Genomic DNA, 18,552 nt, shown 5'->3' on the forward strand with positions numbered 1-18,552 from the left:
TTCCATTAGCCACGCCCGCTGACACCGGGCCAACGAAGAACTTTGAACCATGGCCACTATCCACGTAGACGGCAAAGAGCTCGAAGTCGATGGGGCAGACAACCTGTTACAGGCATGTCTGTCGCTAGGCCTCGATATCCCTTATTTCTGCTGGCACCCAGCCCTTGGCAGCGTTGGCGCTTGCCGCCAGTGCGCGGTCAAGCAGTACACCGACGAGAACGACAAGCGTGGTCGGATCGTCATGTCCTGCATGACCCCCGCCACCGACGGCAGCTGGATCTCCATCGACGACGAAGAAGCGAAAGTGTTTCGCGCCAGCGTCGTTGAATGGCTGATGACCAACCACCCTCACGACTGCCCGGTCTGTGAAGAAGGCGGTCACTGCCACCTGCAAGACATGACCGTGATGACCGGCCACAACGAGCGCCGTTATCGCTTCACCAAGCGCACCCACCAGAACCAGCAACTGGGCCCGTTCATTTCCCACGAAATGAACCGCTGCATCGCTTGCTACCGCTGCGTGCGCTTCTATAAGGACTACGCCGGCGGCACCGACCTCGGTGTATTCGGCGCCCACGACAACGTGTACTTCGGTCGCGTTGAAGACGGCACCCTGGAAAGCGAGTTCTCCGGCAACCTCACCGAGGTCTGCCCGACCGGTGTGTTCACCGACAAGACTCACTCCGAGCGCTACAACCGCAAGTGGGACATGCAGTTCTCGCCGAGCATCTGCCATGGCTGCTCCAGCGGTTGCAACATCTCCCCGGGCGAACGCTACGGTGAACTGCGTCGTATCGAAAACCGCTTCAACGGTTCGGTCAACCAGTACTTCCTGTGCGACCGTGGCCGTTTCGGCTATGGCTACGTCAACCGCGAGGATCGCCCGCGTCAGCCATTGCTGGCCAACGGTGCCAAGCTGACCCTGGACGAAGCGCTGGATAAAGCCGCTGACCTGCTGCGCGGTCGCAACATCGTCGGTATCGGTTCGCCGCGTGCCAGCCTCGAAAGCAACCACGCGTTGCGCGAGCTGGTCGGCGCCGAGCACTTCTACTCCGGTATCGAAGCTGCAGAGCTGGACCGCATTCGTCTGGTCATGCAAGTTCTGAAAGACAGCCCGCTGCCGATCCCGAACATGCGCGACATCGAAGACCACGACGCGATTTTCGTCCTCGGCGAAGACCTGACCCAGACCGCTGCGCGCATGGCCCTGTCCCTGCGTCAATCGGTCAAGGGCAAAGCCGAAGACATGGCCGACGCGATGCGCGTTCAGCCTTGGCTCGACGCCGCCGTTAAGAACATCGGTCAGCACGCGCTGAACCCGTTGTTCATCGCCAGCCTGGCTGAAACCAAGCTCGACGACGTCGCCGAAGAATGCGTTCACGCAGCACCGGACGACCTGGCCCGCATCGGTTTCGCCGTGGCTCACGCCCTCGACGCCAGCGCACCGGCCGTCGAAGGCCTGGATGCTGAAGCCCTTGAATTGGCCAAGCGCATCGCCGACGCCCTGCTCGCTGCCAAGCGTCCATTGATCATTGCCGGCACCTCGTTGGGTTCCAAGGCGCTGATCGAAGCCGCCGCGAACATCGCCAAAGCCTTGAAGCTGCGTGAGAAGAACGGTTCCATCAGCCTGATCGTGCCAGAGGCCAACAGCCTCGGCTTGGCCATGCTCGGTGGCGACTCGGTCGACGACGCCCTGCAAGCGGTGATCGATGGCCGTGCCGACGCCCTCGTCGTGCTGGAAAACGATCTGTACACCCGCACCGATAAAGCCAAGGTTGATGCCGCCCTGAACGCCGCGAAAGTGGTGATCGTTGCGGACCATCAGAAGACTGCCACCAGCGATCGCGCGCACCTGGTTCTGCCAGCCGCCAGCTTCGCTGAAGGCGACGGTACGCTGGTCAGCCAGGAAGGTCGCGCCCAGCGCTTCTTCCAGGTCTTCGATCCGAAGTACATGGACGCGAGCATCCTGGTTCACGAAGGCTGGCGCTGGCTGCATGCCCTGCGCGCGACCCTGTTGAACCAGCCGATCGACTGGACCCAACTGGACCACGTCACCGCTGCCGTCGCTTCGAGCACGCCGCAACTGGCGCGTATCGTCGATGCCGCACCGTCCGCCTCGTTCCGCATCAAGGGCATGAAACTGGCCCGCGAACCGCTGCGTTACTCCGGCCGTACCGCCATGCGCGCTGACATCAACGTGCACGAACCGCGTACCCCGCAAGACAACGACACCGCGTTCAACTTCTCGATGGAAGGCTACTCGGGCTCGGTCGAACCGCGTCAGCAAGTGCCATTCGCCTGGTCTCCGGGCTGGAACTCGCCGCAAGCCTGGAACAAGTTCCAGGACGAAGTCGGTGGTCACATCCGCGCTGGCGACCCGGGCACCCGCCTGATTGAAAGCACCGGTGATTCGCTGAACTGGTTCGCCGCTGTTCCACGTGCGTTCAATCCGGCACCGGGCACCTGGCAGGTCGTGCCGTTCTTCCACCTGTTCGGCAGCGAAGAGAACTCTTCCAAAGCCGCACCGGTTCAGGAGCGCATCGAGGCCGCTTACGTGTCGCTGGCCAAGTCCGAAGCCGACCGCCTGGGTGTCAATGACGGCGCCATGCTCAGCTTGAGCGTCGCTGGCCAGACCTTGCGTCTGCCGCTGCGCATCAACGAAGAGCTGGGTGCTGGCCTGGTGGCATTGCCGGCCGGTTTCGCCGGCATTCCGCCCGCGATCTTTGGCAAAACCGTTGACGGTCTGCAGGAGGCAGCTCAATGACTTGGTTCACTCCTGAAGTGATCGCCGTGATCATCTCGGTCATCCAGGCCATCGTGATTCTGCTCGCCGTGGTGGTCTGCGGCGCGCTGCTGAGCTGGGTCGAGCGTCGTCTGCTCGCCCTCTGGCAGGACCGTTACGGTCCGAACCGCGTCGGTCCGTTCGGCGCGTTCCAGATCGCGGCCGACATGATCAAGATGTTCTTCAAGGAAGACTGGACGCCGCCGTTCGCCGACAAGATGATCTTCACCCTGGCACCGGTCGTGGCCATGAGCGCCCTGCTGATTGCCTTCGCGATCATCCCGATCACCCCGACCTGGGGCGTGGCGGACCTGAACATCGGCATCCTGTTCTTCTTCGCCATGGCCGGTCTGTCGGTCTACGCGGTGTTGTTCGCCGGCTGGTCGAGTAACAACAAGTTCGCCCTGCTGGGCAGCTTGCGGGCCTCGGCACAGACCGTGTCGTACGAAGTGTTCATGGGCCTGTCGCTGATGGGCATCGTGATCCAGGTCGGCTCGTTCAACATGCGCGACATCGTTGATTATCAAGCGCAGCACCTGTGGTTCATCATTCCGCAGATCTTCGGTTTCCTGACCTTCTTCATCGCTGGCGTCGCCGTGACTCACCGTCACCCGTTCGACCAGCCGGAAGCGGAACAGGAACTGGCCGATGGTTACCACATTGAATACGCCGGCATGAAATGGGGCATGTTCTTCGTCGGCGAGTACATCGGCATCGTGTTGATTTCGGCGCTGCTGGTGACCTTGTTCTTCGGTGGCTGGCACGGTCCGTTCGACATTCTGCCGCAGATTCCTTTCATCTGGTTCGCGCTCAAGACCGCGTTCTTCATCATGATCTTCATCCTGCTGCGCGCCTCGATTCCGCGCCCACGGTATGACCAAGTGATGGATTTCAGCTGGAAGTTCTGCCTGCCGCTGACCCTCGTCAACATGCTGGTGACCGCTGCGGTCGTGTTGCTCAACACGCCCGCCGTCGCGGCTCAGTGAGGATAGAGAATCATGAAGTACATATTTGACATCGTGCATGGCTTCTTCACCCAGCTTCGCAGCCTGGTGATGATTTTCAGCCACGCCTTCCGCAAGCGCGACACGCTGCAGTATCCGGAAGAAGCCGTGTACCTGCCGCCGCGCTACCGTGGCCGTATCGTCCTGACCCGCGACCCTGATGGCGAAGAGCGTTGTGTAGCCTGCAACCTGTGCGCCGTGGCGTGCCCGGTCGGTTGCATCTCGCTGCAGAAAGCCGAAACCGAAGACGGTCGCTGGTACCCGGACTTCTTCCGCATCAACTTCTCGCGCTGCATTTTCTGCGGCCTCTGCGAGGAAGCCTGCCCGACCACCGCGATCCAGCTGACACCGGATTTCGAGATGGCCGAGTTCAAACGTCAGGACCTGGTTTACGAGAAAGAAGATCTGCTGATCTCCGGCCCCGGCAAAAACCCTGATTACAACTTCTATCGTGTTGCAGGTATGGCGATTGCCGGTAAGCCGAAAGGCGCCGCGCAAAATGAAGCCGAACCGATCAACGTGAAGAGCTTGCTGCCTTAAGGAAGAAAGATGGAATTCGCTTTCTATTTCGCATCGGGTATCGCTGTGGTTTCCACGCTTCGCGTGGTCACCCATACCAACCCTGTGCACGCCCTGCTCTACCTGATCATTTCGCTGATTGCCGTGGCGATGACGTTCTTCGCCCTCGGCGCACCGTTTGCCGGTGTGCTGGAAGTGATCGCCTACGCTGGCGCCATCATGGTGCTGTTCGTGTTTGTGGTGATGATGCTGAACCTGGGGCCCGCCTCGGTTCAGCAAGAGCGTGTCTGGCTCAAGCCCGGCATCTGGCTCGGCCCGGTAATTCTCGGTGCCCTGCTGCTGGCCGAGTTGCTGTACGTGCTGTTCAGCCACCAGACCGGTCAGGCCATCGGCCACACCACCGTAGACGCGAAGGCCGTGGGCATCAGCCTGTTCGGTCCTTATCTGCTGGTGGTCGAACTCGCCTCGATGTTGCTGCTTGCGGCAGCCGTCACGGCGTTCCACTTGGGCCGCAACGAAGCCAAGGAGCAATGACGATGCCTGCTATCCCTATGGAGCATGGTCTGGCGGTCGCCGGCATCCTGTTCTGCCTCGGTCTGGTCGGCCTGATGGTCCGGCGCAACATTCTTTTCGTGCTGATGAGCCTGGAGGTCATGATGAATGCCTCCGCTTTGGCGTTCATCGTTGCCGGTAGCCGCTGGGCGCAGCCGGATGGACAGATCATGTTCATCCTGGTGATCAGCCTGGCAGCCGCCGAGGCCAGTATTGGCCTGGCGATTCTGTTGCAGCTGTATCGCCGCTTCCACACTCTCGATATCGACGCTGCCAGCGAGATGCGCGGATGAATCTTCTCTATCTGACTTTCGTATTCCCTCTCATAGGTTTTCTGCTGCTGTCGTTCTCACGCGGTCGCTTTTCGGAAAACCTGTCGGCGCTGATCGGCGTCGGTTCCATCGGCCTGTCTGCCATCGTCGCGGCCTACGTGATCTGGCAATTCAACGTCGCCCCGCCGGAAGGCGGCCACTACACCCAGGTGTTGTGGCAGTGGATGGCGGTGGAAGGCTTCACGCCTAACTTCGCGCTGTATCTGGACGGCCTGTCCGTGACCATGCTCGGTGTGGTTGTCGGCGTCGGCTTCCTGATCCACCTGTTCGCGTCCTGGTACATGCGCGGTGAAGCCGGTTACTCGCGCTTCTTCGCCTACACCAACCTGTTTATCGCCAGCATGCTGTTCCTGGTCCTGGGCGATAACCTGTTGTTCCTGTACTTCGGCTGGGAAGGCGTGGGCCTGTGCTCGTACCTGTTGATCGGTTTCTACTACAGCAACCGCAACAACGGTAACGCGGCACTCAAAGCCTTTATCGTCACCCGTATCGGCGACGTGTTCATGGCCATCGGCCTGTTCATTCTGTTCCAACAGTTGGGCACGCTGAACATCCAGGAGCTGCTGGTCAAGGCACCTCAGCACTTCCAGTCCGGTGACTTCTGGATCGTTCTGGCAACCCTGATGCTGCTGGGTGGCGCTGTCGGTAAATCCGCGCAACTGCCACTGCAAACCTGGCTGGCGGATGCGATGGCCGGTCCTACCCCGGTTTCGGCACTGATCCACGCTGCAACCATGGTGACCGCCGGTGTCTACCTGATCGCCCGTACCCACGGTCTGTTTGCGTTGGCGCCAGACATCCTGCACCTCGTCGGTGTGGTCGGTGGCGTGACCCTGGTGCTGGCCGGTTTTGCCGCGCTGGTGCAGACCGACATCAAACGTATCCTCGCCTATTCGACCATGAGCCAGATCGGCTACATGTTCCTGGCCCTGGGCGTTGGCGCATGGGATGGCGCGATTTTCCACCTGATGACCCACGCCTTCTTCAAGGCACTGTTGTTCCTTGCCTCCGGTGCGGTGATCGTTGCCTGCCACCACGAGCAGAACATCTTCAAGATGGGCGGCCTGTGGAAGAAACTGCCGCTGGCCTACGCCAGCTTCATTGTCGGCGGCGCGGCATTGTCTGCCCTGCCTCTGGTGACCGCAGGCTTCTACTCCAAGGACGAAATCCTCTGGGAAGCGTTCGCCAGCGGCAACCACGGTCTGCTGTATGCAGGTCTGGTCGGCGCATTCATGACCTCGCTGTACACCTTCCGCCTGATCTTCATCACGTTCCACGGTGAAGCGAAGACCGAAGCGCACGCCGGTCACGGCATCGCTCACTGGTTGCCACTGTCGGTGCTGATCGTGCTGTCGACCTTCGTCGGCGCCATGATCGTTCCACCGCTGCACGGCGTGCTGCCGGAAAGCGTTGGCCATGCCGGCGGCGAAGCCAAGCACAGTCTGGAAATCGCCTCGGGCGCCATCGCCCTGTCCGGTATCCTGCTGGCCGCGCTGCTGTTCCTCGGCAAGCGTCGTTTCGTCACTGCAATCGCCAACAGCGGCATCGGCCGCTTCCTTTCGGCCTGGTGGTTCGCTGCCTGGGGCTTCGACTGGATCTACGACAAACTGTTCGTCAAGCCATACCTTGCGATCAGCCACGCACTGCGCAAAGACCCGCTCGACCAGACCATCGGTCTGATCCCGCGTATGGCCAAAGGCGGTCACACCGCCCTGAGCCGTACCGAAACCGGTCAACTGCGTTGGTACGCGGCATCGATGGCAGCCGGCTCCGTGCTGGTCATCGGCGCCATCGTGCTGGTAGCGGTCTGAATATGAACCTTGCGAACTTGCGAAAGGAATTGAGCCCGTCATGATTCTGCCTTGGCTAATCCTGATCCCCTTCATCGGCGGCCTGCTGTGCTGGATGGGTGAGCGCTTCGGCGCTACCCTCCCCCGCTGGATTGCGCTGTTGACCATGACCCTGGAACTCGCGCTCGGCCTCTGGCTGTGGGCCCACGGTAATTATTCATTTGCTCCGGCGCCTGGCGCCGATCCGGTCTGGGCGCTTGAGTTCAAGCACATCTGGATCCAGCGCTTCGGCATCAGCGTGCACCTGGCCCTCGACGGCCTGTCGCTGCTGATGATCCTGCTGACCGGTCTGCTGGGTATCCTCTCGGTGCTCTGCTCGTGGAAAGAAATCCAGCGTCACGTTGGCTTCTTCCACTTGAACCTGATGTGGATCCTGGGCGGTGTCGTCGGCGTGTTCCTCGCCCTCGACCTGTTCATGTTCTTCTTCTTCTGGGAAATGATGCTGGTGCCGATGTACTTCCTCATCGCGCTCTGGGGTCACAGTTCTTCGGACGGCAAGAAAACCCGGATCTACGCGGCGACCAAGTTCTTCATCTTCACCCAGGCTTCCGGCCTGATCATGTTGGTGGCGATCCTGGGCCTGGTGCTGGTCAACTTCAACGCTACCGGTGTGATTACCTTCAATTACTCCGATCTGTTGAAAACCAAGATGTCGCTCACCACCGAGTACATCCTGATGCTCGGCTTCTTCATCGCGTTCGCGGTGAAGCTGCCAGTGGTGCCGTTCCACTCCTGGCTGCCTGACGCTCACGCCCAGGCACCAACCGCGGGTTCCGTCGACCTGGCGGGTATCTTGTTGAAGACCGCGGCTTACGGTCTGTTGCGTTTCGCCCTGCCGTTGTTCCCGAATGCCTCGGCCGAGTTCGCGCCGATCGCCATGACCCTGGGTCTGATCGGGATCTTCTACGGTGCTTTCCTGGCCTTCGCGCAAACCGACATCAAGCGTCTGATCGCCTACTCCTCGGTTTCCCACATGGGCTTCGTGCTGATCGGCATCTACTCCGGCAGCCAACTGGCGCTGCAGGGCGCAGTGATGCAGATGCTGGCTCACGGTCTGTCGGCGGCGGCACTCTTTATCCTCAGTGGTCAGCTGTACGAGCGCACTCACACCCGCGACATGCGTGAAATGGGTGGCCTGTGGTCGAAGATCGCTTACCTGCCTGCCATCAGCCTGTTCTTCGCGGCTGCGTCCCTGGGCTTGCCGGGTACCGGTAACTTCGTCGGTGAGTTCCTGATCCTGATCGGCACCTTCGCCGCTGCACCGTGGATCACCGCGATCGCGACGTCGGGCCTGGTGTTCGGTTCGGTCTACTCGCTGATCATGATCCACCGTGCCTACTTCGGCCCGTCCAAATCGGACGCGGTGCTGCATGGCATGGACGGTCGCGAACTGATCATGGTGGTCGGCCTGGCGGCGCTGCTGATTTACATCGGCGTGTACCCGCAGCCGTTCCTCGACACTTCTGCCGCGACGATGCATGGCGTGCAGCAGTGGCTTGGCTCCGCCTTCACTCAACTCGCTTCGGCCCGGTAAGAGCGCTATGGAATTCACGACTCAACACTTTATCGCGCTAGCGCCGTTGTTGATCACCAGCGCCACGATCATCGTGGTGATGCTGGCAATCGCCTGGCGCCGCAACCACTCGCAGACCTTCCTGATTTCCGTGGCGGGTCTGAACCTGGCATTGCTGTCGATCCTGCCAGCCTTGAAAGTCGCGCCTCTGGCCGTGACTCCTTTGCTGCAGATCGACACCTTCGCCTGCCTGTACATGGCGCTGATCCTGGTCGCCACCCTCGCCTGTGTCACCCTCGCTCACGCCTACCTCGGCGATGGCGGTTCGGGTTACCCGGGCAACCGTGAAGAACTTTACCTGCTGATCCTCATGTCCGCTGCTGGCGGCCTGGTACTGGTCAGCGCGCAACACCTGGCCGGTTTGTTCGTCGGTCTGGAGCTGCTCTCGGTACCGGTCTACGGTCTGGTGGCTTACGCCTTCTTCAACAAGCGTTCGCTGGAAGCCGGTATCAAGTACATGGTGCTGTCGGCCGCAGGTTCCGCGTTCCTGTTGTTCGGTATGGCGCTGCTTTATGCCGACTCCGGTAGCCTGAGCTTCGTTGGCATCGGCCAGGCCCTCGCGGCCACCGGCCTGCCAAGCTCGCTGGCGCAACTGGGCCTGGGCATGATGCTGATCGGCCTGGCGTTCAAGCTGTCGCTGGTGCCGTTCCACCTCTGGACCCCGGACGTTTACGAAGGGGCTCCGGCGCCGGTGGCGGCGTTCCTGGCCACCGCCTCCAAAGTCGCGGTGTTCGCGGTGATGGTGCGTCTGTTCCAGATCTCCCCGGCGGCGAGCAGCGGTGTACTGAGCGACGTACTGACCATCATCGCCATCGCGTCGATCCTGTTCGGTAACCTGCTGGCACTGACCCAAAGCAACCTCAAGCGTCTGCTGGGTTACTCGTCCATCGCCCACTTCGGTTACCTGCTGATCGCCCTGGTGGCGAGCAAAGGTCTGGCCGTTGAAGCCATCGGCGTGTACCTCGTCACCTACGTCATCACCAGCCTCGGCGCGTTCGGCGTGATCACGCTGATGTCCTCGCCGTACAACGGCCGTGACGCCGATGCGCTGTACGAGTACCGCGGCCTGTTCTGGCGTCGTCCGTACCTGACCGCCGTACTGACCGTGATGATGCTGTCCCTGGCCGGTATCCCGCTGACCGCGGGCTTCATCGGCAAGTTCTACATCATCGCCACCGGTGTCGAATCGCATCAATGGTGGCTGGTCGGCTCTCTGGTACTGGGCAGCGCCATCGGCGTCTTCTACTACCTGCGCGTCATGGTCACCCTGTACCTGATCGAGCCAAACCTGCGTCGCCACGATGCGCAACTGCATTGGGAACAACGTGCAGGCGGCGTGATGCTGCTGGCCATCGCCGCACTGGCGTTCTTCCTGGGTCTGTATCCGCAGCCATTGCTGGTGCTGGTTCAGCAGGCAGGCCTGGCGGGTTGATCGTTTAGTCGATACTCGGTAGAAAACACAAACGGCACCTTCGGGTGCCGTTTTTGCGTTTGTAGGATTTGTTACTGTTGCCCTCCCCTCCTTCCGCAATCCACGAAAGCTCTCGCCGGATTATCCGCTTCGTCCTACGGTCAAAATTCGCCCATTGGGCTTATCTTGAATGATCCGCAGGATGGAAAAATCGAGGCGTGGGCGAACAATAAAACGAGAAGATCCGAGCGAAAAACGAATTGGAGCCATGAAGGGAAAACTTGCGCTTCCCGCTGACTTCGATGCCCCTGGGTCAGACGATCTACTGGATGCCTTCGAAGGGTCGCTGCCACCACTTCCCTCATGCGCTTTGAAATACGAGAAGCACCAAATAGATAAACCAATACGAGATTGCGCCATGGAACGTGACATTTTTTCCGAACTGATGGATGGCCTCGAAGCCCTGGCGGATGAGCGCCAAGGCAAAATCACGTTGCGAACCCACAAGGTTCAGTTGCCAAAACTGGTGCCCATCACTGCCGAGGAAGTGGTAGCCATCCGCCAACAGCTCAACCTCTCCCGGTCCGTGTTCGCCATGTATCTGCGCACCAACACCCGAACCCTCGAGAATTGGGAGCAGGGACGGGCAATTCCCAATGCCCAAGCCACGACACTGATCCGCCTGGTTGAGCGTTTTCCGGAGACAGTAGCGCAACTGGCGGCACTGACTTGAATTGTCTGCACCATTTTTAATTGCTCCTTCATTGGATCGTCGCCCGCAGTGACGGACTTGCTCGCTAAAGCGCTGGAACTGGCACAAACAAAAACGGCACCTCTCAAGGCTGAGTGAAAAGGCACTGAAAGTGGTCTCAAGCAAACGCCCCGATTTGTTCGGGGCGTTTGCATTTGTGCAGAAAGGAAAGGTTTCTGCCGGTTGAATTCGAGGGGTAAATCCGAGCTGCGTCTGAAGATCCTTCAAACGCGATAGGAAAAATCTCCGCGTACTACCTGTAAAGGAACGAAAACAGACTCATCATTGCGATTTGGCTACCCAACTATCTGAATTTTCCCACGTCTCATTTCCCCCATCGCGGCAGCGAATGCGGTGTTTACTCGGCGTCCGCCCCTGTTTACGAATAAAAGTCGTCAATCGCGGATTAATGTGTATGTGTTTCCTGACACCAGAAATAACGACACTGTAACTTCCCGTCATTTTTGACCGACCCACTTCCAACTTATACAGTTGCTCCGTGCTTGATTAAGCACTTCACCAACCAACAATAAAGAGAGTCTACCTATGGGTTACCTTGTCAGCTGGAACGCAAACAAAGTTATCGACCTGAAACAACAGGACACCCCCACAGCAGAACAAATTGAACAACTGCAACTGACCGAGGATGAACAGGCAGAACTGGAAGCCGTTTAAGAAAACGGGGGGCAAATGCCCCCCGTTTTTCAAGGGAGGGAACAATGGATAACTTTACACGTGCAGAACGAGAACTTACCCTCGCGCAGGCCGAAAAGAGGATTCATGCCGAACTGAAAAACCTGGGACTTCGCCCGGAACCCCGGATACTCGGGCAACAGATCGTCGCGGTGCATGTCTCGGCGAGTGTTGGCAATCAACAGAGCATCGCCAGGGGAGCGGGAAAAGGTTACCTCCATCACGCCCAGGTGGGTGCACTTTACGAAACACTGGAACATTATCTAAGTGATCACTTCAGCTCCTGCGATATTCACTGCATCGCCCCGCACTACTTTTCCGACTCGCCACTATTTATCGATGACACTGTTCTTTCTGCTCTTATCGACCAACTCGATGCCTTGACAGCGTGCAGAACTTATACGGACATTTTCAAAAAAACTTCATTCTCTTACCCCGTTGCGTTATGCACTCCCAACTATTCACGCCAGCCACTGGAACAAGACACTACGAACTACGGCGTATTACAGCGATATGCCTCTAACAGTGGAACGGCCATTGGCGCGAGTTACGACGAAGCGGTCTTGCATGCGGCAAATGAATGCATTGAGCGCGATGCGGTCTCGCTGTTTCTGCTGGAGCATTTTTACTACGAGAACCGGCCTGCGTTGCGCCGGGTCGCTCGCGTGGCAGATCACGAAGAGTTGGGTCAACTGTGGTCGGACGCCGAAGCGGAGATCGGAGCGGAAATCATCCTGATCGACATCAGCGCTGAATTCCTGCCACGCACCTTTCTGGCGTTCTCAACCGAACCTGGTCCCCATCCTCGCGTGTTCGGCAGCGGTAGCTCGATCAGCGCCCGACATGGCGCGTGGCGGGCGCTGACCGAACTCGTCCAACTGCATCACGGGGCCTCGGAACCAGAACTGCAACACTACCTGAGTAATGCGCAACGGCACCTGAGCAAATTTCCTCGCCTGCTCCGCTGCCTGCAATTCGATCTGTATCCACTGCTGACCCTGTGCGAGCAATTCACCGTCGAATTACCCGAAACGACCAATGAGCGACCGTTGGCCGAGCAAATCAACTTGCTGGCAGAAGATCTCCAAAAACATGGGCGCGTGCTGGGGGTCACCCAACTACATCAGACGCCGCTGGGGACCACGCTGGTCAACGTCGTCATTCCGGGGCTGGAGCGGTTTTTTGTGGTGTCCAGTGGCAATGTGGTGATACCAAAGGCACGAGGACGGCGCCTGCAAAGGAATCAGGGAGTGCCAGCATGACCCCTGCCCTTCGTCGAGAACACCGCCTCGCTCGATCATTCCCCCGGAGCAAGGCATCGCCGGGCGAGCTCGATCGCTTCATCGAACCCTTCGGCTCGGGCCTGCATCATTTGTTTGTCTTGCGTGTCGGCGGCAAAGAATGGGTCGGCCGCAAAGTCCTGCAACACAGCGAGACGGTCGGCTGGTACATCAGCAGCGTACTCCAACCCTGGATGCTGCTCGGACCGCTGGCGGAGTGGCACTGGGGCAATCAAGGCGCCGTGATCTATTTCCATGCGGTATCTGCGCAGGAGAAAGAAACCGCGTTCCACAACGCATTGACGCAGTCGGCCAGCGAAGTGCGTTTTCCGTTTCCTGCCATGGATGACAACGGCCGAGAGTGCGTCTGCCCGCCCGAGTACTGGCAATGTAATGAGTCGCTCGCCACACAGCTGGATGCTGATGAACAGCATTTTCGCCAGCATTGCACAAGCCTGCTCAGATCCCTGTCTTCTCCCGGCGCGGTGATCCATGACCCCGCGTGTTCGACGGGCGAGTTCATCGCGCACCTCGCTGGCGAACTCCCGGATCGCCAATGCCTGGGGTCTGATCGCTCAGCGTCGATGATCGAATATGCCAAAAAGCTTCATGGCACTTCAGCCGCCCGGTTCTACCTGGCCGATGCCCGCGACATCGCGACAACAGGTATTCAATGCGATGTGCTGATCCTGCGCTTCCTCAATGCCGAAGTGATGTCGCGCAAGGACGCGCAGCGAGCGTTCCTCGATATGGCAGCCGGCGTTAAACCGGGAGGCACGATTCTCCTTTTCGGCCATACGCCGGTGCTGATCGCCGTGCCCTATATGGCTCAGGTGCTGAAGCTTGAACTGATATCCAGCGTAGCGGCCCGTCCCGGCCACACGGAACTGTTTCAATTCTACAGGCTGAGGAAAACCGCCTAATGGTGAACAGTGGCTACTTCTCGACCGGCGACGGTCACCAACTCTATTGGGAACGGCACGGCACACCAGGGGGCGAACCGATATTTTTCCTGCATGGCGGGCCGGGGGGGTGCTGCGACAGACGTCATCTGGAGTTCTTCGATGAGCGCTGTTTCGACATTATCCTGTTCGATCAGCGTGGCTGCGGGCGCTCCGTTCCCCACGGCGAACTCCAATACAACGACACCGGGCTATGCGTCGAAGACATCGAAGCCCTGCGGCAGCACCTGGGGTTCGAAACGATCAGCATGCTCGGCGTCTCCTGGGGCAGCTGGCTGGCCATTCAATACCAGCAACGCTATCCAGAGGCCGTCCTGAAAACCACACTGGTCTCAGTATTCGTGCCGTTTGCAGCCAACGTAAGTGCCTACGATCAAACCTTGAATGGCGGTCTCTCGGCCATTGACCATGGGGAGTGCGCCGTCAGTGCCGGTGCGATCTACCAGATCCTGAACAATGGCTGCGCAATCCAGCAGCGCCAGGCGGCTCTCCACTGGTTAAGGGCGACTTTGCAATTGAGCGGACAATCGATGCAGCCGAGCGCACTCGAAGAATTCGTTGACGACGAAGCCGTGCGCGCTATCCGCCTGGAATTGCATTACCACGTAAACCAGTACTTCTTCACGCGCGCGGACGAAGCGCCTTCGCTTGATGCCCATACTGAAGTGATCCAAGGCATCAGCGATACCTTCGGCATGGCCAGCGTTCGCTGGCTTCGGCAGCACCAGCCGCTGCGATGCCGGCTACTCAACGCCGGGCACAACGCCTTCGAACTGGCAATTCTGAAAACCGTGCGCCAGTCGTTGAAACGTGCATATCTGCGCTGACAAGGTGAATCTTTTGGTGTCCTTCAGGGCGCCATTTTTTGCCCTCGGCTTCGGCTCGCAGGCAAATCGGATTTACCCTACTCCCTAACTGGAAACCGATTGTCAGCTTTTCAATAAAAACGCGGCCCTTCTAGCGCCGCGTTTTTTGTGTCTGCTCAGTCCCGTTGATCAGCCCGCAGGGTCAACGTTATCCAACGCCTTGTTCACTGCCAGTTCGCCGAGCATCACCACCTGCGCAATCCCCAATAACGTCTGACGGTGCGTGCCTTCCAGCAGCGCGGCAAAGTCACCGAGCATGACCGTGGCCGAGGCCAGGGATTCGCAGGCATTTGCCAACAGGGACTCGGTGTCGGCTTTGGGATTGACGAAGAACATTTCGTTGGGGGTATATGGCGTGGCCATGATTTTGGCGCTGGGGTTGAGGTAATAGTCGAGGGCGCGGTCGGCGGCTTCGTGGAGTTTTCGGGTGTCCACGCAGACGTAGGGGGATGTTGGGTCGGCGTCCGTAGCGGTATCTGCTTCGGGAGGGTTGGGGGTTGGTTTTTTCATAGGGTATTTCCTTTGCCTGAAAGTTGTAGCTGCCCCTTTCGGTTCCACGCGAAGGGTGGCAGCTGTACGCAGGTTGGAACCCGGGGGCAAAGAACCCGGCAGACCCGAAGGTCTCCCGCGCACAGCCGCCATAAACGGAGTGCACACATTGAAGGTGTGCAAGCATACGTTATGAAAGGCGCCTTGGCGCTGTATTGCCCTCGGGGTTCCAATCCCGATCGCTGAATTGGCAGCGACGTGCACAGGCTAGAGAGCGGACGTCCGACGGACAACCTGAAAACATTGTGGGAAGGTTCTGCTCTTTCACCTAAACGCTTAAACATCCAGCATTGAAATACGAACTGTGGTGCACGAAATTATCAGGCCAGTTCTGGCCTACCCACGAAAAAGCCGACCCATCCAGCATCTTCATTGACTGTCCCCACCGCTATCGCGGGCAAGCCCGCTCCCACAGGTTTAGCGGTGTACACAACGTTTGCCGGCACTGCGCAATACTGTGGGAGCGGGCTTGCCCGCGATGGCGGACTATCAAGCACAAAAAAAAACGGCACCTTTCGGTGCCGTTCCTCTTTCTCAGTACAAAAGCTTATTTACGCGCGTCCGCCCACGATTTCAGCAGTTCGTTGTAGCTCACGGTTTCGCCTTTCGGTTTCTCGTTCGCCAGTTTCGGCTTTGGTGCACCCGGTTGATCGAACCAGTACTGCGCATCACGCTCGGGGTTCATTTTCGGTGCGCACACGGCTTGCGCTTTCGAGCGTTCCAGACGGGACATGATTGCGTCCTGATCCTTGGCCAGGCCATCCAGCGCCTGTTGCGGAGTTTTGTCGCCGCTGGCAGCTTCGGCGATGTGGCTCCACCACAGTTGTGCCAGACGCGGATAGTCCGGCACGTTGGTCCCGGTCGGGGTCCATTGCACGCGGGCCGGGCTGCGGTAGAACTCCACCAGGCCACCGAGTTTTGGCGCCAGGTCGGTCATCGCCTGCGAGTTGATGTCCGACTCGCGGATTGGCGTCAGGCCGACGATGGTTTTCTTCAACGATACGGTTTTCGAGGTCACGAACTGCGCGTACAGCCAGGCCGCCAGTTTCTGTTTCTCAGGCGTGGATTTCATGAACGTCCACGAACCCACGTCCTGATACCCAAGCTTCATGCCCTCTTCCCAATACGGTCCGCGTGGCGATGGCGCCATGCGCCATTTTGGCGTGCCGTCGGCATTCACCACCGGCAGGCCCGGTTTGGTCATGTCTGCGGTGAACGCGGTGTACCAGAAAATTTGCTGGGCGATGTTGCCTTGGGACGGCACCGGGCCGGATTCGGAGAAGGTCATGCCTGCCGCTTCCGGTGGCGCGTATTTCTTCATCCAGTCGACGTATTTGGTGGTGGCAAAAACCGCTGCCGGGCCGTTGGTATCACCGCCACGGGTCACGCTGGAGCCGACCGGATGGCAGTCTTCGACACGAATGCCCCACTCATCCACCGGCAAACCGTTGGGCAAGCCCTTGTCACCGCCGCCGGCCATGGAGAACCAGGCATCGGTAAAGCGCCAGCCCAGGGACGGGTCTTTCTTGCCGTAGTCCATGTGCCCGTAGATACGCTTGCCGTCGATTTCCTTGACGTCTTCGCTGAAGAATTTTGCGATGTCTTCATAGGCCGACCAGTTCACCGGCACGCCCAACTCGTAGCCGTATTTTTCCTTGAACTTGGCTTTCAGCTCCGGGCGCTCGAACCAGTCGGCGCGGAACCAGTAGAGGTTGGCGAACTGTTGATCGGGCAATTGATAGAGCTTGCCGTCGGGCGCGGTGGTGAAGGAGGTGCCGATGAAATCCTTGAGGTCCAGGGTCGGCGAGGTGAAGTTTTTTCCCTCATTGGCCATCAGGTCGGTGATGGCTTCGGCCTTGCCGTAACGGAAATGGGTACCGATCAGGTCCGAGTCGTTGACCCAGCCGTCATAGATGCTCTTGTCCGACTGCATCACGGTCTGCAGTTTCTCCACGACGTCGCCTTCTTGCAGCAGGTCGTGGGTGACTTTGATCCCGGTGATCTCGGTAAAGGCCTTGGCCAAGACCTTGGATTCATACTCGTGGGTGGTCAGGGTTTCGGAAACAACCTTGATGTCCATCCCGCGAAACGGCTCTGCCGCCTTGATGAACCACTTCAGTTCTTCAAGCTGTTGATCCGCCGTCAACGTGGACGGTTTGAACTCGCTGCCAATCCATTTCTTCGCCGCGTCTTCATAGGCATCGGCCCAGGCCGATGCGCTCAAACCGCTGAGTGCCAGCATGGCTGCCAATGAAATGCTATGTCGCAGCTTATTGTTTTTGTCGAACATAGAGACCTCCTGTTTAGGTTTTGGAGCACGATTGCCGAGCGATTCGACTAGCCCCACCGCATCACAGCCAACAGCCACACCAGGGACAACGCGAACGCAACCCAGATGCTCCAGTCGGTGGCGCCAATGACCAGCAAATGCAGGTAGGCGCTGCCGAGAAGACCGATAAACAGCCGGTCGCCACGGGTCGTGGCAATCGGCAAAAAGCCACGCCGAGGAACACTCGGCGAGCGTAATTCCCAGGTCGTCATGCCGACCAGCATCAAGGCAATGACGCCGAAGAACGCCGCTGTGGGGCCAGTCCAACTCATCCATTCCATCATCAGTTCCTCAGACCCGGCCCAGGGCAAAGCCCTTGGCCACGTGGTTGCGAACAAACCAGATCACCAGCATGCCCGGCAGGATGGTCAACACCCCCGCCGCCGCCAGTACGCCCCAGTCAATGCCGGACGCCGAGACGGTTCGGGTCATCACCGCCGCAATTGGCTTGGCGTTCACCGACGTCAGCGTCCGGGCCAGCAGCAGTTCGACCCAGGAGAACATGAAGCAAAAGAACGCCGTGACGCCGATCCCGGAGCCGATCAGCGGGACGAAAATCTTCAGGAAGAACTTGGGAAAACTGTAGCCATCGATGTAGGCGGTTTCGTCGATCTCCTTCGGAACGCCAGACATGAAGCCCTCGAGGATCCACACCGCCAACGGCACGTTGAACAGGCAATGCGCCAAGGCCACGGCGATGTGCGTGTCAAACAGGCCAATCGAGGAATACAGCTGGAAGAACGGCAGCAGAAACACCGCGGGCGGTGCCATGCGATTGGTCAGCAGCCAGAAGAACAGGTGCTTGTCGCCCAGGAAGCGATAACGCGAGAACGCATAAGCCGCTGGCAGCGCCACGCTCAGGGAGATCACCGTGTTCAGGCTCACGTAGTACAGCGAGTTGAGATAACCGGTGTACCAACTCGGGTCGGTGAAGATCACCTTGTAGTTGGCGAAGGTGAAATCCTGCGGAAACAGCGTCAGACCGCCGAGGATTTCGGTGTTGCTCTTGAAGGACATGTTCAGCAGCCAGTAGATCGGCACCAGCAGGAACAGGATGTAGATCAGCAGTGGGACCAGCTTTCTCTTGCTCATGGCAGAC

Annotated in this window: 17 protein-coding genes and 1 pseudogene; 14 read left to right on the forward strand and 4 right to left on the reverse strand. The window is 59.1% G+C overall.

Annotated features, from left to right (window positions below; all coding sequences use genetic code 11):
* Positions 1 to 49: 49 nt before the first annotated feature.
* The 14 genes and pseudogenes from nuoG (at position 50) to BLQ41_RS24815 (ending at position 14,536) form a co-directional block, all read left to right on the forward strand.
* Positions 50 to 2,764 (forward strand): NADH-quinone oxidoreductase subunit NuoG, encoded by a 2,715-nt coding sequence (nuoG, locus tag BLQ41_RS24760; RefSeq protein ID WP_090185659.1) that lies wholly within the window; start codon positions 50 to 52, stop codon positions 2,762 to 2,764.
* Positions 2,761 to 3,768, forward strand: coding sequence for an NADH-quinone oxidoreductase subunit NuoH (gene nuoH / locus BLQ41_RS24765; protein WP_090185662.1), 1,008 nt, complete (start codon positions 2,761 to 2,763; stop codon positions 3,766 to 3,768). Before nuoG ends, nuoH begins: the two co-directional genes overlap by 4 nt.
* Positions 3,769 to 3,780: 12 nt before the next feature.
* Positions 3,781 to 4,326, forward strand: a complete 546-nt coding sequence (gene nuoI, locus BLQ41_RS24770) for an NADH-quinone oxidoreductase subunit NuoI (RefSeq protein WP_197678900.1) — start codon at positions 3,781 to 3,783, stop codon at positions 4,324 to 4,326.
* A 9-nt stretch (positions 4,327 to 4,335) separates the two neighbouring features.
* Positions 4,336 to 4,839 (forward strand): NADH-quinone oxidoreductase subunit J, encoded by a 504-nt coding sequence (gene nuoJ, locus BLQ41_RS24775; protein ID WP_090185667.1) that lies wholly within the window; start codon positions 4,336 to 4,338, stop codon positions 4,837 to 4,839.
* Between the two features lie 2 nt (positions 4,840 to 4,841).
* Positions 4,842 to 5,150 (forward strand): NADH-quinone oxidoreductase subunit NuoK, encoded by a 309-nt coding sequence (gene nuoK, locus BLQ41_RS24780; protein WP_007946416.1) that lies wholly within the window; start codon positions 4,842 to 4,844, stop codon positions 5,148 to 5,150.
* Positions 5,147 to 7,000, forward strand: a complete 1,854-nt coding sequence (gene nuoL, locus BLQ41_RS24785; RefSeq protein WP_090185670.1) for an NADH-quinone oxidoreductase subunit L — start codon at positions 5,147 to 5,149, stop codon at positions 6,998 to 7,000. The genes nuoK and nuoL overlap by 4 nt, the downstream gene beginning before the upstream one ends.
* A gap of 40 nt (positions 7,001 to 7,040) precedes the next feature.
* Positions 7,041 to 8,573, forward strand: coding sequence for an NADH-quinone oxidoreductase subunit M (nuoM, locus tag BLQ41_RS24790; RefSeq protein WP_090185672.1), 1,533 nt, complete (start codon positions 7,041 to 7,043; stop codon positions 8,571 to 8,573).
* A 7-nt stretch (positions 8,574 to 8,580) separates the two neighbouring features.
* The gene (gene nuoN / locus BLQ41_RS24795) at positions 8,581 to 10,044 is read left to right on the forward strand and encodes an NADH-quinone oxidoreductase subunit NuoN (RefSeq protein ID WP_090185674.1); all 1,464 of its coding nucleotides are present in this window, start codon (positions 8,581 to 8,583) and stop codon (positions 10,042 to 10,044) included.
* Between the two features lie 223 nt (positions 10,045 to 10,267).
* Positions 10,268 to 10,369, forward strand: a pseudogene (locus BLQ41_RS31070) (type II toxin-antitoxin system prevent-host-death family antitoxin); the annotation flags it as partial.
* A 72-nt stretch (positions 10,370 to 10,441) separates the two neighbouring features.
* Positions 10,442 to 10,756, forward strand: coding sequence for a helix-turn-helix domain-containing protein (locus BLQ41_RS24800; protein ID WP_090185676.1), 315 nt, complete (start codon positions 10,442 to 10,444; stop codon positions 10,754 to 10,756).
* A gap of 564 nt (positions 10,757 to 11,320) precedes the next feature.
* A complete protein-coding gene (locus BLQ41_RS31175; protein WP_269458062.1) occupies positions 11,321 to 11,449 on the forward strand; it encodes a hypothetical protein in 129 nt (42 codons plus the stop codon).
* A gap of 44 nt (positions 11,450 to 11,493) precedes the next feature.
* Positions 11,494 to 12,729 (forward strand): YcaO-like family protein, encoded by a 1,236-nt coding sequence (locus BLQ41_RS24805; RefSeq protein ID WP_090185679.1) that lies wholly within the window; start codon positions 11,494 to 11,496, stop codon positions 12,727 to 12,729.
* Complete coding sequence (locus BLQ41_RS24810; protein WP_090185682.1) at positions 12,726 to 13,670, forward strand: class I SAM-dependent methyltransferase; 945 nt, start codon at positions 12,726 to 12,728, stop codon at positions 13,668 to 13,670. Before BLQ41_RS24805 ends, BLQ41_RS24810 begins: the two co-directional genes overlap by 4 nt.
* A complete protein-coding gene (locus tag BLQ41_RS24815; protein WP_090185685.1) occupies positions 13,670 to 14,536 on the forward strand; it encodes an alpha/beta fold hydrolase in 867 nt (288 codons plus the stop codon). The genes BLQ41_RS24810 and BLQ41_RS24815 overlap by 1 nt, the downstream gene beginning before the upstream one ends.
* Positions 14,537 to 14,704: 168 nt before the next feature.
* Here the strand turns inward: BLQ41_RS24815 and BLQ41_RS24820 are convergent, their stop codons facing one another.
* The 4 genes from BLQ41_RS24820 to BLQ41_RS24835 all read right to left on the reverse strand — a co-directional run bounded on the left by BLQ41_RS24820 (position 14,705) and on the right by BLQ41_RS24835 (position 18,545).
* Complete coding sequence (locus tag BLQ41_RS24820) at positions 14,705 to 15,085, reverse strand: DUF6124 family protein (protein ID WP_090185688.1); 381 nt, start codon at positions 15,083 to 15,085, stop codon at positions 14,705 to 14,707.
* A 586-nt stretch (positions 15,086 to 15,671) separates the two neighbouring features.
* Positions 15,672 to 17,414, reverse strand: coding sequence for an ABC transporter substrate-binding protein (locus tag BLQ41_RS24825; protein WP_090185690.1), 1,743 nt, complete (start codon positions 17,412 to 17,414; stop codon positions 15,672 to 15,674).
* Positions 17,415 to 17,461: 47 nt separating this feature from the next.
* Positions 17,462 to 17,734 (reverse strand): DUF2160 domain-containing protein, encoded by a 273-nt coding sequence (locus tag BLQ41_RS24830; protein ID WP_090185693.1) that lies wholly within the window; start codon positions 17,732 to 17,734, stop codon positions 17,462 to 17,464.
* A 10-nt stretch (positions 17,735 to 17,744) separates the two neighbouring features.
* Entirely contained in the window at positions 17,745 to 18,545 is an 801-nt protein-coding gene (locus tag BLQ41_RS24835) for a carbohydrate ABC transporter permease (RefSeq protein ID WP_090185696.1), read from the reverse strand.
* Positions 18,546 to 18,552: the final 7 nt, after the last annotated feature.

It is taken from the genome of Pseudomonas arsenicoxydans (assembly GCF_900103875.1).
GTDB classification, from domain to species: Bacteria; Pseudomonadota; Gammaproteobacteria; order Pseudomonadales; family Pseudomonadaceae; genus Aquipseudomonas; species Aquipseudomonas arsenicoxydans.